The 12826-nt window shown below is 59.4% G+C and carries 9 protein-coding genes; 2 read left to right on the top strand and 7 right to left on the bottom strand.

Annotated elements, in window-relative coordinates:
- Complete coding sequence (locus OQ273_RS18645) at positions 1–492, top strand: VOC family protein (RefSeq protein ID WP_267992286.1); 492 nt, start codon at positions 1–3, stop codon at positions 490–492.
- A 54-nt stretch (positions 493–546) separates the two neighbouring features.
- Here the strand turns inward: OQ273_RS18645 and OQ273_RS18640 are convergent, their stop codons facing one another.
- The 4 genes from OQ273_RS18640 to torC form a co-directional block, all read right to left on the bottom strand.
- The gene (locus tag OQ273_RS18640; protein WP_267992284.1) at positions 547–1128 is read right to left on the bottom strand and encodes a carboxymuconolactone decarboxylase family protein; all 582 of its coding nucleotides are present in this window, start codon (positions 1126–1128) and stop codon (positions 547–549) included.
- Positions 1129–1377: 249 nt separating this feature from the next.
- The gene (gene torA / locus OQ273_RS18635; protein WP_267992282.1) at positions 1378–3855 is read right to left on the bottom strand and encodes a trimethylamine-N-oxide reductase TorA; all 2478 of its coding nucleotides are present in this window, start codon (positions 3853–3855) and stop codon (positions 1378–1380) included.
- 152 nt (positions 3856–4007) lie between these two features.
- Entirely contained in the window at positions 4008–4673 is a 666-nt protein-coding gene (locus OQ273_RS18630) for a TorD/DmsD family molecular chaperone (RefSeq protein WP_267992280.1), read from the bottom strand.
- Positions 4673–5842, bottom strand: a complete 1170-nt coding sequence (gene torC / locus OQ273_RS18625; protein ID WP_267992278.1) for a pentaheme c-type cytochrome TorC — start codon at positions 5840–5842, stop codon at positions 4673–4675. The genes OQ273_RS18630 and torC overlap by 1 nt, the downstream gene beginning before the upstream one ends.
- A 141-nt stretch (positions 5843–5983) precedes the next feature.
- On the opposite strand from torC, the gene OQ273_RS18620 reads away from it, so the two are divergent.
- The gene (locus tag OQ273_RS18620; protein ID WP_267992276.1) at positions 5984–6748 is read left to right on the top strand and encodes a response regulator; all 765 of its coding nucleotides are present in this window, start codon (positions 5984–5986) and stop codon (positions 6746–6748) included.
- Between the two features lie 13 nt (positions 6749–6761).
- Here OQ273_RS18620 and OQ273_RS18615 read toward each other — a convergent pair whose 3' ends face one another.
- From OQ273_RS18615 to mutS, 3 genes are all read right to left on the bottom strand, one after another.
- Positions 6762–9104: a hybrid sensor histidine kinase/response regulator gene (locus OQ273_RS18615; RefSeq protein WP_267992274.1), complete on the bottom strand. Its 2343-nt coding sequence runs from the start codon at positions 9102–9104 to the stop codon at positions 6762–6764.
- Positions 9105–9187: 83 nt separating this feature from the next.
- Entirely contained in the window at positions 9188–9952 is a 765-nt protein-coding gene (locus tag OQ273_RS18610) for a class II aldolase and adducin N-terminal domain-containing protein (protein ID WP_267992272.1), read from the bottom strand.
- A 116-nt stretch (positions 9953–10068) separates the two neighbouring features.
- Positions 10069–12780, bottom strand: coding sequence for a DNA mismatch repair protein MutS (gene mutS, locus OQ273_RS18605; protein WP_267992270.1), 2712 nt, complete (start codon positions 12778–12780; stop codon positions 10069–10071).
- Positions 12781–12826 lie beyond the last annotated feature (46 nt).

Below are 12826 nucleotides of genomic sequence, written 5' to 3'. Positions count from 1 at the left end.
ATGACCAGACCAGTTGCCATCAATCATGTCGGTGCGGTTGTCGATGACATCGAGGCCGCCATCAAATGGTATCAGGATGTTATGGGTTTTGGCCTGGTGGGCGGGCCGTATGACCTGACATCCGAAGGCGCGATGGGTGCGCAAACCCGCAATATTCTTGGCCAGAGCCTCAATCATTTGCGCATTGCCCATATGGCGGCGGCAAATGGGGTCGGGCTTGAGTTGTTCGAACCCGTTGATCCGCCGATTGAGCGCCGCGATGAAGTGATCGAATATTGGCGGCACGGCTATTTCCACATATGCGTGACGGATCCCGATGTCGAGGACCTCGTCGCCCGCATCGTCGAAACCGGTGGCAAGCAGCTATCGGATTTTTGGCAGGAGCGGCCGCCCAAAAAAGAGTTCCGTATGTGCTATTGCGCTGACCCGTTCGGCAATGTTGTTGAGGTCTATTCTCACCAATATGAAGCCATGCAGGGCAGCAAAGACTGACCAGCATGCCGCTGTGGCCGGCGACGCGTGACACAGCTCCGTATGTAAATGCCGCTATCCGGATTTTTTGCCGGAGTCATCGCCGGTCGAAGGCTCGGGAAGCTGGCAAAATCCCTGCGGCGGCACGTTAAGCGCGCTGTTGAACTTGCTGGACATGTTCTGAAACGCGATAAGGCCGGTGAGTTCGACGATTTCGTCATCGTTGAAGTGACGCCGCAGGCGTTCGACAAGATCTGCATCAACCTCGCGATCGGACCACGTTATCGCTTCCGCATAGTCAAGTGCGTCGCGTTCCTTCTCATCAAACAGCGCGCTCTGGCGCCACGCCGCAAGGGCGGACACTTTTTCGAGTGAGGCGCCTCGCTTGACAAGCGTTGCCGAATTGATATCGACGCAGAACGAACAGTGGTTGATCTGCGAAACCCTGACCGTCAGAAGTGACCGCAATGCCGGGCTGATCGGTGAGGACCGGCGGTCGATCATTCCGTAAAGACATGCGACCCCCATGAACAGTTTCGGAGATCGCGCCCAAAGGAGGGCGGCGTCCAGAACGTCACCATATTTCCGCCGCTGGTTCCAGAAGAAAGGTCTCAGATACCAGGCGCTGCCATGCTCCGTGTTCGGTTTGATCCACATGTCGTGTTTGACCCAAATAGAATAATCGCGCCCTTTGCATAATGGCGCCTGCTGTGGTGGATATTGCCTGCCGGGCGGATCTTTGAAAATTGGGAATCCGCCGCTTCAAAGACTATCAGCGGCGGAGTCTTGAAAGCAAATCAACCATTTATGAGCGGACGGTGTATGACTGTCATCGCATGCGGGGTGGGATTGAACGAAAAAGGGTGGCCGAATGGCCACCCTTTCACCTTTGATATTCGATGAACGTCAGCTGTTTGCCGGCGTATCGAAGACTTTCACCTCGGGCAGATCGCCGGTGAATTTTTCCACGTCGCCAAGGACGGTATGACCGCAATTTCCCTGCGCCAGTTTCGAGGTGCCGAGATCAGGTGAAAGCATGTTGATGTCGCCATAGGCGCACAGGCTGCCATCCACGCCCGGTTCGACCGGATCGTACCAGCCGCCTTCATTGACCCGGATCACGCCAGGCCGGATTGCGTCCGTTACGATGGCACCCGCCAGCGTCTGCCCGCGATCGTTGAACACGCGCACCACGTCGCCATCGGCAATGCCACGCGCCTCGGCATCTGCCGGATTGATCAGGCAGGGCTCGCGTCCGGCCACCGTATAGTTCTCACGCAGTATCGTACCGCACAGCTGCGAATGAAGTCGCGACTGCGGGTGGCTGGTCGCCACGTGGAGCGGGTACTTGGCGTCCGGACCGTCAAGCCGTTCAAGCGGCTCGATCCAGGTGGGGTGCGGCGGGCAGTCGTCATAGCCCATCTTCTCGATATTGCGCGAGAAAATCTCGATGAGCCCGGTGGGTGTGCCCAGCGGTTCCAGCAGCGGGTCTTCACGGAAGTCGGCATAGCGCACAAAGTTGCGGCCGGCATCGGTCACCGGAAACTCCAGATAACCCTGTTCCCAGAAATCATCGAAGGACGGGATCTCGCTGCTTTTCGCCTTTGCCTGGTCTTCGGCGGATTTGTAGAATTCCTGCAGCCAGGCCATCTCGTCCTTGCCTTCGGTGAAAGCATCTCCGGCGCCGAGACGCTCGGCAAGGTCAGCGAATATGTCGAAGTCGCTTCGCGCTTCGTACATGGGCTCGATGACTTTCTTCATCGCGATGATCGCTTTGAGCGAATAATCGCCATACTGCTCCACGTCGTTGCGTTCATAGGACGTTGTCGCCGGCAGAACGATGTCTGCGTGGCGGGCGGTCGCGGTCCATTGGAAGTCCTGTACGACAACGGTCTCGAACTTGCGCCAGGCCTTGATCATCCGGTTGCGGTCCTGGTGGTGGGCAAGCGGGTTGCCACCGACCCAGTAGGTCATGCGCGTATCGGGATAGGTTTCGTTCTTACCGTTGAAATCGAAAGGCTTGCCGGGATTTTCCAGCATGTCGACGACGCGTGCGACGGGAATGGACGCTGCGCCGCTTTCGGTCAGCCATGCCGCGCCTTCCACCGCCTTGCCGCCATCGGTGATCCCCGGCAAAACCGGACCGTCGGCCGATGGTGAACCCCCGCTTGAGTAATGGTAGCTCAAGCCGAAGCCGCCGCCCGGAAGGCCGATCTTGCCCAGCATGCAGGCAAGCGTGACAAGCATCCAGTGGCGCTGTTCGCCCATATGCTGACGCTGCAGGGACCATCCGCTGGCCAGCATTGTGGTGCCGTCCGCAAACCGCCTTGCCAGTCCGCGGATCGTTTCGGCATCAATGCCGCTGATCTCAGCCGCCCATTCGGCGTTCTTGGGTGTGCCGTCACTCTCGCCGGTCAGGTAGGGCAGGAACCGGTCGAAGCCGGATGTGTATTCATCCAGAAATGCCTGGTCATGCAGGCCTTCTTCGTACAGCGTGTGGGCAATGCCCATCATCATCGCAAGATCGCTCTGCGGCTTTGGCGCGATCCATTCGGCCTGATCGCCGAAGAAATCAGCACTTTCCGTCCGCACGGGGTCGATGAAGAGAACCGGCTTGCCGGTGTCCTTGAAGGCCTGCAGACCTTCATATCCGCCGTGATCAGGGATGACCCATCCGATCTGATTGGTGATGATCGGGTTGGCGCCCCAGAACACGAGAAGGTCGGTGTTTTCGACAACCACGGGCCATGCGGTCTGCTGTTCATAGACTTCCAGTGTGCCCATGACATGCGGCATGATGATCTGCGAGGCGCCGGTGGAATAGTCGCCTGAGCTGTTGACATAGCCGGTGCCGCTCACATTCAGCATCCGCCGCAGCAGGCTCTGGCAATTGTGCAGCTTGCCGGGGCTTTTCCATCCGTAGGAACCGGCATAGATCGCGGTTGGCCCGTAGGTCTCGCCCATGCGTTTGAATTCGGCGGTAATCAGATCCAGCGCCTCATCCCAACTCACGCGCACGAAATCATCGGAACCGCGTGTTTCAACATTTGAGCCGGGGCCGTTCTCCAGATAGGACCGACGGACCATCGGGTATTTGATGCGAGTGGGTGAATAGACCGAATCCAGCACGCCCTCGAGCTGGTGGCTTGGATGTGCATCCTTTTCCCAACCGCGGATATCTGTCCAGCGGCCATCCTTGACGGTGGCGTGGAACGCTCCCCAGTGGGAGCCGCTGATGACTTCTCCGTTCGTGGCTGCGCGGGCGGCGCCTGCAGCAAGAATCGACGGGGCGACGGCTGCCAACGCCGTAATCGACGCCGCGCTCTCGAGAAAACGACGGCGCGTCATGCTGGTCGTACTGTTGGATGAAACTGTTCTGGTCATGGTCGCTCCTCAGGGATTATTGGCGGCATGCGCCGGACGGCATAAGCCTAGCCAAGCGGAGTGAATGACGTTCCTGTGGCCCGTGAACGCGCTGTAAAATCGTGTAAACAGGGTGTAAATTCGTGGGTTCTGGATGCTGCGTGCCAGGCCCTTCAGGCGCTCAGGGACGCAGCATCCGCCCGAACAAAATCGACAAGTGCACCAGCCGCGACCGTGTAGAAACTCTCCGGGGCGGCGGCATGGCATCGGTCACGGAACGCACCGATCCAGTCAAGAAGCCGATGTTCAAGATAATCGACCTGTTTGGCCGGACTTGCGGTTAGTGCGAGTTCGCTCATCACCGCCAGTTGCACCGATATGTGGTCCGGCAATTCGGCAAAGCTCTTGGTCAGACGTGCGTCGATTTTCTGCAGCTCGTCCTGCATCGCGCCGGCTGTCTGTTGCATCAGGCGGCCGTCAGCACCGGCGTAAAAGGATTGATAGGGGGGTGCGCTACGCCGTCCGCCGACACCGAGAAAGAGCCGTGCGAATTCGCCGGAGAGATCAAGTGAGATCGTTTTCAGATCGCGATGCGGCGCGCCTGAGACCCGGGTGCGAATAGCCTCGGCGGCCGGTGCAAGTGCTTCAATCGCACTCAACTCATCCAGAAGCGTCATGCCGTCAGCGGCTTTATAGACCCGCAATGTCGCGAATGTCGGTTCCTGTGCGAATAAGCCGGAGAGCCATCGATATATGCCGGCGCGTTCCGCACCCGACAGCTCGAGGGTTGTTGTGCCCACGGTTGAAACGATGTCGGGTGCTGCGTTCTCGGTCTGCATCAGGAGCCCCGCTGGACGTCTGAGGCGTGGAGCTGAAGATATTTTTGCAACATGCGGGTTTCTTCCTTGTCGAGTGTGATGAAACGCTCCATTGCCTTGATGACACCGATCCACTGATTGGCCAGATGTCCATCCGCCTCGTGCAGGGAATGGCAGGTCGAGCAACTTGCAACATGCATTTCTTCGCCATAGGCCCACAGCCTGTCCGGATCAGCGATCATGTTGCCAGAACCCACCCACAGGTCGATATCGACCTGGTGCCAGGTCAGATCCGTGTTCGTGTCGACGAGCGTTTCGCGGCGTTGGACTTGCTCGATCGCGCCCGGCGTCAGGGCCGCCTCGAAGATCCGGTGTCCCATCCGGGCATAGATCACCCGGTCGGCACCGTCCTGCTGCCAGCCTTCGAGGCGGACCTTAAGCGCATCGCCCTTGCGCTCGAGAACCTTCAGGCCGGTTGCCGGCAAAAGGGTTCCGGCGCCACGTCCGCCTGCTTCGATCTCGTCGGCGGACAGATAGGCGCTTGTGGTGGCGATGGTGTAAAGGACGTCAGCATCATTATTTGAAATCTGCGCGAGCGCCTGAAGATCCTCGAAGGTTTTCTTGAAGCCGGCTGACAGATCAGGCATTTTGTGCGCAATGCCCTTGTGACAGTCGATGCAGGTTCCCTGCCCGGTCTGATGGGCTTTGCTCATCTCCTGGGCGGCTTTGGTGGACTGTTTTGTGAAGTCCATCGCTTCAAAAGTGTGGCAGTTGCGGCATTCACGCGAATCTGTCGCCTCCATCGAAGCCCAGACCCTTTTGGCCATTTCCGGACGATGCGCCTCGAATTTCTCGGGCGTATCGATGGTGCCGACAAAGTGGTGGTAGAGTTCGCGGGTCGCGTAGACTTTGCGTACGAATTTGTGGGTCCAGTCCTTGGGTACGTGGCAGTCCGAACACGTCGCGCGCACACCGGACGCGTTCTGGTAGTGAACCGTCTTTTTGTATTCCTCGTAAACGTTGGCTTCCATCTCGTGACACGTGATGCAGAAGCCCATGGTATTCGTGGCTTCCATCGCGGTATTAAAACCGCCCCAAAAGATCACGCCACCGATACCGCCAATGACCAGAAGTACACCGAGTCCGTATTTGGTGCTGGGTCTCCAGAAAAGCTGCCACAAGCGTCGCACAGAGATTCTCCCTCAAGGTCGATGATGTCACATCTTCTTTAGAGGATCGGTGTAAACCCGCTTGCTCAACCGGTTTAATTGTGTGTAAAAAAATGTAAACAGAGTGCAAACAACCCTAGCCAAGCAGAGCAGCGAGTACCAATGATCGATCCGCATCACATTCTGGTCGTTGAGGACGATCCGGTGGCCCGCGCCACGCTGGCCTCCTATTTTGAGGCGGCCAAGTATCGCGTAACCGAAGCAGAAGATGGCGAAGCGATGTGGAAGAGGCTCGCCAACACTCCGGTTGATCTGATCCTGCTGGACATCAACCTGCCTGGAGAGGACGGGTTTTCGCTGTTGCGTGAACTCAGGCGCACATCCGATGTCGCGGTTATCATGGTAACCGGCAAAACCGACGCTTTAGACCGCATCCTTGGGCTGGAACTGGGTGCGCACGACTATGTGACCAAACCGTTCAACGCGCGAGAGCTTATGGCACGCGCCAAGAACCTGATCCGGCTGACCCGCGCCGCCCGCATCGCTGTCGCTCAGGACAGCGCGCTCTACTTCGACGGTTGGATGTTGGACAAGACAGCGCGCCGCTTGACATCGCCTGAAGGCAGGGATGTCACGCTGACCAGGGGTGAGTTCGATCTTCTCGCCATCCTGGTCAACTGCGCCGGACGCGCAATGACACGTGACAGCCTGCTCGATCATGTCAGCCATCGTGACGGCGATCCCTATGACCGCACGATCGATGTGCTGATCGGGCGCTTGCGCCGCAAGATTGAAGCCGATCCCAAGGAACCGCGCCGACTGATCACGGTTCACGGTGTAGGCTATATGTTTGTTCCTCCGGCATCAGACGCCAAGCAAAGGACGCAGGCCTCTGTTGATCCCGGAGCCGCCTTTGTCAATCGCTGACGGATCGCTTTGACTATGTGACCGTCAGCTTGCGCACGGCTGCCATGGCCCGATCGATCTCGCGGCACAAAGTCTCGGCCATCTCAGCAAGTTCCGCATCACCGCAACCGGCAACGACGCGACGCTCCACAGTATCGGCATTGCGTCCAAGATATCTGAGGCCGGTCATTTCAGCCGCACTCTTTAGCGTATGGGCAATGTGAGCCATAGCTGCGTTGTCGCCCGTGCGTACAGCCTCGCGCAGTGCGGCCTGATGATGCCCCGCTGTATCCAGGAACGTAGCCAGAATACGCCCGGTTCGTTCCGCGCCAATGATCTCGCGGTGTTCGGAGATAACCGATTCATCCAGCAGGGGAATCTCATCTTCCGCTTGAACCTCTTGCGCCGAAGAAGTCGATGAATCGCCAATGGCGCGTTGCACCGCGCGGCGCAAGTCATTTCGGCTGAACGGCTTTGCCAGAAAGGCGTTGGCCCGCGAATCTGCAAACAGGCGCGCGACCTCATCGGTCTGGTCTGCCGTCAGCACCAGAATGGGCAGCGCATTGACGGCGGGCTCCTCACTCGACCGGATATGCCGGATCGTCTCGAAGCCGTCGACGCCCTGCAGACGAATGTCCATCAGAACCAGCCCGTAGGACCGTTCGCTCAACCGTTCGAGGGCTGCCTCTCCGCTTGTTACATTATCGATGCGGTGACCGTCGCTTTCCATGAAACCTTCGATCACGAGGGTATTGATCTCATTGTCCTCGACAAGCAGGATGTCCATCGGTGGTACAGTGTCGTCCTTGGACGAGGCGTCACCGACCGACCCTTCGACTTCGGTCACCGGGCAGTCGAGCCGGAATATCGAACCACCGGTTTCGGGCACTTCAAGCGTCAATTGCGCGCCGAGCGCATCGGCCAGGCGACGGCAGATGGTCAGGCCAAGCCCGGTGCCCGGCGGCGGCTCTGCTCCTGATACATGATGCTGCACGAAAGGTTCGAAAACGCGCACCCGGTCAGCCTCCGGAATGCCTGGGCCGGTATCGCGAACGGCGAAATGAAGCCATCCTTCGGCGGCATCCATCGATATCGTAACCGATCCCTCCTGCGTGAACTTGACAGCGTTGTTGATCAGGTTGAGCAGGATACGTTGTATCTTGCTGCTGTCGGCGGCCACCAGGGGCGGGCAGTTCTCGGCAACTTCGACCGTCAATTCCAGGCCTTTTCGGCGGGCCTCGCCGATAGACAACCGTGCAACGCGCGCCACCATCCTGCCGGGTTCAAAAACCACCGTATGGACTTCGGTTTCGCCGGCCTCAAGCTTCGAATAATCCAGGACATCGTTGACCAGGTCGAGAAGCAACTCACCCGACGACAACAGCGCATCGACATAGGTGCTCTGCACGCCGCTTAATGGTGCGGCCCGCAGCAATTCTCCAATCCCGAGAATGCCGTTGATCGGTGTGCGGATATCGTGGCTCATCGTGGCAAGAAAAGCCGACTTTGCCCGGTTCGCAGCTTCAGAAGCGCGTTGGGCGGCTCTGAAATCCGTAACGTCCGACAGAATGATAACGGTGCCGGTAAACTTTTCGCTGACATCCAACATGCGCTGTATCTTGACATTGAAAGTCCGCACACCGCGCAGCGTTTCCAGTTGGTGCTCCAATTCAGTCGCTTCGCCCGCCTCCTCGATCAGGGCGGCAATCTGAGGGTTTGGCCGCCGTTCCACATCGTCGCCGTAATAGCCCCGGCCCGAGATGGCATCGCTGTCAAAGAGCAGGCTTGCCGCCAGATTGACATTTGTAACCTGTCCGGATTCGTCGACAATAATGACGGGTTCATTGAGGCTCTCGAAAATGGTGAGATACCTGTTCTTCTCGTTTGTCAGAACGCGGTTTGTCCGGGCGGCCTCGCGCAGCGCGGCAGAAGTGTCCATTTTCTCCCACTCGGCGCAGATGGTGATCTCGGCATTGTCAAAAAAGAGATCGACAAACTGTTTGTAGCGATCAGCCTGTTCTCCCGGCGGGAAATGTTCTTCAACCAGATCCAGATAGGCGCGCCGATAGTATTTGGTTAGCCCGATATACTGATCGAGTGGAACGCCCCGCTTTCGGTGCAGACGCGCCTCTTCGACGGAGAACGCCGTCAGTGTTTCTGCTCGATCACCGGCTTGGCGGCTGATTTCCGGCGGCCAGAAATCTTCAGCGAGCGTGGCTTGCATGGGCTCTGAAAATCCGCAGATCGATGCCCGCCAGGGCTGCTCCAATGTCGAACTGTCGATATTGTACCCATGCGCACGGGCATGTTCGAGCACCCGTTCGGTCAGCCAGCTCTCATGGGTCCTAATAAGATTGCGCAGAGTTTCTATGGTCACACCGCCTTTGGGTCGAGTCCTTGGCTGTTAGCATATGCAGCATAACCGGCTATGCCAAGGTCGTACGGGTGAGCAGATAGGTTCTATGTGGCGTAGTCCGGCTCGTCCCGGTCCAGAAGCAGCTTGATCTCCGACATGTGGCGCTCCGCATGCCCGGGGTAGCTCTCAAGATCGTCAGCGACCTGCGCGGCGATATCGTCCGGTATCACGCGAAGCGGTTTTTGTGTCATGTAAGCGGTGATCAGCGTTTCAGCGGCCCGTTCGAAATAGTAGAGCCGGTTGAACGCTTCGGCCACGGTCTGGCCGATGACCAGAACACCATGGTTGCCCATGATCATGACGATCTTCTTGGGATCGGAAAAGAGTTGCGAGCAACGCTCGCCTTCCTCTTCAAAGGCAAGCCCGCCGAAATCCCCGTCGATAACGACGCGGTCGTGGAACATGGCCGTGTTCTGATCGATCGCCGGCATGGAGCTGTCGGCAAGGCATGCCAGAACTGTTGAGTATTTCGAATGCACGTGCAGCGCGACCCGGGCATGCGGGCAGTTGCGATGAATGGCGGCATGAAGGCCCCAGGCCGTCGGATCGGGTGCGTCGGGCAGCTCCATCGTCTGCGGGTCGTTGGCGTCCAGCAGCAGAAGGTTCGATGCGGTCACCCGGCTGAAATGTATCTGGTCGCGGTTCATCAGGAACTGGGTTCCGTCCTCATTCACCGCTGCCGAGAAATGGTTGGCGACAGCCTCATGCCAGTTCATCTTCACCGACCAGCGAAAGACGGCAGCCAGATCGACGCGGACATCCCAGTGCGGATCGTTATGCGTGTGCGGGTGCTGGACGATAGCGGACATGGGCGGCCTCCTGGATGCGTATCGACACGTGTCTGACAGCGGTAGGATAAAGCGTTGTTGGTGCACTGTGCAATGCCGGTGAGTTCGGCCGGCCCGAGACGTGCCGCGTCAGCCGCTCAGTTGCCTGCTGGATCAAGTTTTCCCCGCAGGGCGTACAGAGCCTCAAGCGCCTCGCGCGGCGTCATGTCGTCCGGGTTGATATCGGACAATACGGTCTCGACCTCGCTGCGTCCGGCCGGCGCCGGGCGCTCCTGCCGGACCTCGGCGGAAAACAGCGGCAGGTCGTCGATCAGTTGATGGGCCGGGCTCTGGCGCTCGCCCTCTTCGAGCTGGCCAAGCACGTCGCGCGCGCGGGCGACGACGGCTTCAGGCAGGCCAGCGAGCCGGGCCACCTGGATCCCGTAGGAACGGTCGGCCGCGCCCGGCCCGACCTCGTGCAGAAAGATAACCTCGCCTTCCCATTCCTTGACCCGCATGGTGGCGTTGGAAAGTCGCTCAAGCTTTTCGGAAAGGACCGTCAGCTCGTGAAAATGGGTGGCGAACAAGCCGCGGCAGCGGTTGACCTCGTGCAGGTGTTCGACGGCGGCCCAGGCGATGGAGAGCCCGTCAAATGTCGCCGTTCCCCGGCCGATCTCGTCGAGAATGACCAGTGACCGGTCGCTGGCCTGATTGAGGATCGCCGCCGTCTCGACCATTTCCACCATGAAGGTCGAGCGGCCGCGGGCAAGATCGTCCGACGCGCCCACCCGTGAGAAAAGCCGATCCACAATGCCGATATGAACGCTGCCGGCGGGAACGAATGATCCCATCTGGGCCATGATCGCAATCAGTGCATTCTGCCGCAGGAACGTTGACTTACCGCCCATATTCGGCCCCGTCAGCAACCAGATCGCGCCTTCTTCGGTCTTCTCCTTCGGCGACAGGTCGCAATCATTGGCGACAAACGGTCCCTCTGCCTGACGCCGCAGGGCCTGTTCGACAACCGGATGCCGGCCGGCGACCACCTGGAAGGCGCGTGACGTGTCGACGCGCGGCCTGCAATAGCCCTGCTCGTCCGCGAGCTGCGCAAGCGCCGCCGAGACATCGAGCACGGCAAGTGCTTCTGCTGCGCCGGTAACGGCCTCGGCCGCATCGACGACGGCGGCGGTGAGTGTGTCGTAGATCGCCAGTTCGATGGTCAGTGCGCGGTCGGCGGCATTGGCGATGCGGCTTTCCAGGTCCGCAAGCTCGGTCGTGGTGAACCGCATGGCGTTGGCCATGGTCTGGCGGTGGATGAAGCGGGCCTTCGCCTCGTCACCCTCGGTGAGCGCCGCCGCGTTGTTTGCCGTGACCTCAATGAAGTAACCGAGCACATTGTTGTGCTTGATCTTGAGCGATTTGACGCCGGTCTCGTCGGCATATTGAGCCTGCAGCCCGGCAATGACCTTTCGCGATTCGTCGCGCAGCGCCCGCATTTCATCCAGCTCATTGTGATGCCCGTTGCGCACGAAGCCGCCATCGCGGCGCAGAAGAGGCAATTCGTCCGCCAGCGCCGTATCAAGCCGGTCCAGCAATTCGGGCGGCAGGGCCGCAAGGCTGGAAAGGCAATGACCGATCTCTTCCGGCGTTTCGCTTGCTGCAAACAGATCGGCAATGGTTCTTGCCATCTGCAGGCCCTGGCGGATCGCGCCAAGATCGCGCGGACCGCCTCGGTTCAGTGCAATACGCGACAAGGCGCGCGGCATATCCGGTGCGGATTTGAGCGCCGCGCGCACATCGTCGGTGAGGGCCGTTTGCGCCAGGAACCAGGAGACCGATTCCAGCCGTGTGTCAATCGACGCCGGATCTGTCAGTGGCGACATCAGCCGTTCCGCCAGCAGCCTGCCCCCGCCGCCGGTGACCGTCCGGTCGATGGCGCTGAGGAGCCCGCCCTTGCGGTCGCCTGAAAGCGTGCGGACGAGTTCCAGGTTGGTTCGCGTGGCCGGATCGATGAAAAGGCTCGATCCGCCGACCTCACGCTCCGGCCGCCGCAGGGGCGGGCGCTCGTCGAATTGCGTTTTTTCGACATAGGCAATGGCGGCTGCGGCCGCCGCGAGCTCGGCGCGGGAAAACGTGCCGAAACCGTCAATGGTCGAAACATCGAAAAACCGCTTGATGCGCCCCTCTGCGCTGGAACTGTCGAACAGCACCGATGGCTGCGGCGAGACGGAAGCGCCGATCAGGTCGAAGACGGGCCTCAGTTCTTCGTCATGAAACACCCGCTCGGAAACGATCAGCTCCTTGGGGTCGACACGCATGACATCGGCCGCCAGGCGGTCTTGAGCAGTTTCAGCAAGCCGGAACGTTCCGGTTGATATGTCGACCCAGGCCAGTGCGAAACCGCCACCGCCCTGGCCCTTCACCCGGGCAAGCGCCATGAGATAATTCGATTCGGCGGGTGACAGCAGCTTGTCTTCGGTCAGGGTGCCGGGCGTTACAAGGCGCACCACTTCGCGGCGAACCACCGATTTGGAGCCGCGTTTTTTTGCTTCGGCAGGGTCTTCCGTCTGTTCGCATACGGCAACCCGGTGGCCGTGCGCGATCAGTTTCTGCAGATAATCGTCGGCGGCATGGACCGGAACGCCGCACATCGGGATATCTTCGCCAAGGTGCTGCCCGCGTTTGGTCAACGTGATGCCAAGCGTGCTGGCCGCCTCGACCGCATCGGAAAAGAACAGCTCATAAAAATCGCCCATCCGGTAAAACAGCAGTGCGTCCGTATAGTCGGCCTTGATTTCGATGAACTGTTCCATCATCGGCGTTGCTGCGGCCCGGCTTTCCCTGGAAGCCAGCTTGTCGGTGGTGATCATTCCCTTGTCATTCCCGGCATGCGTTTTGTGTCGCTCTCCATCAATT

The sequence above is a fragment of the Hoeflea prorocentri genome (assembly GCF_027944115.1).
Taxonomy (GTDB): domain Bacteria; phylum Pseudomonadota; class Alphaproteobacteria; order Rhizobiales; family Rhizobiaceae; genus Hoeflea_A; species Hoeflea_A prorocentri.
The sequence above is the reverse complement of the archived record's forward strand: the minus strand, read 5'-3'. Positions and strand labels throughout refer to the sequence as shown.

Coding starts and splice junctions, on each gene's coding strand:
- OQ273_RS18645 (WP_267992286.1), top strand. CDS start 1: ATGACCAGACCAGTTGCCATCAATCATGTCGGTGCGGTTGTCGATGAC.
- OQ273_RS18640 (WP_267992284.1), bottom strand. CDS start 1,128: ATGTGGATCAAACCGAACACGGAGCATGGCAGCGCCTGGTATCTGAGA.
- torA (WP_267992282.1), bottom strand. CDS start 3,855: ATGACCAGAACAGTTTCATCCAACAGTACGACCAGCATGACGCGCCGT.
- OQ273_RS18630 (WP_267992280.1), bottom strand. CDS start 4,673: ATGCAGACCGAGAACGCAGCACCCGACATCGTTTCAACCGTGGGCACA.
- OQ273_RS18620 (WP_267992276.1), top strand. CDS start 5,984: ATGATCGATCCGCATCACATTCTGGTCGTTGAGGACGATCCGGTGGCC.
- OQ273_RS18610 (WP_267992272.1), bottom strand. CDS start 9,952: ATGTCCGCTATCGTCCAGCACCCGCACACGCATAACGATCCGCACTGG.
- mutS (WP_267992270.1), bottom strand. CDS start 12,780: ATGATCACCACCGACAAGCTGGCTTCCAGGGAAAGCCGGGCCGCAGCA.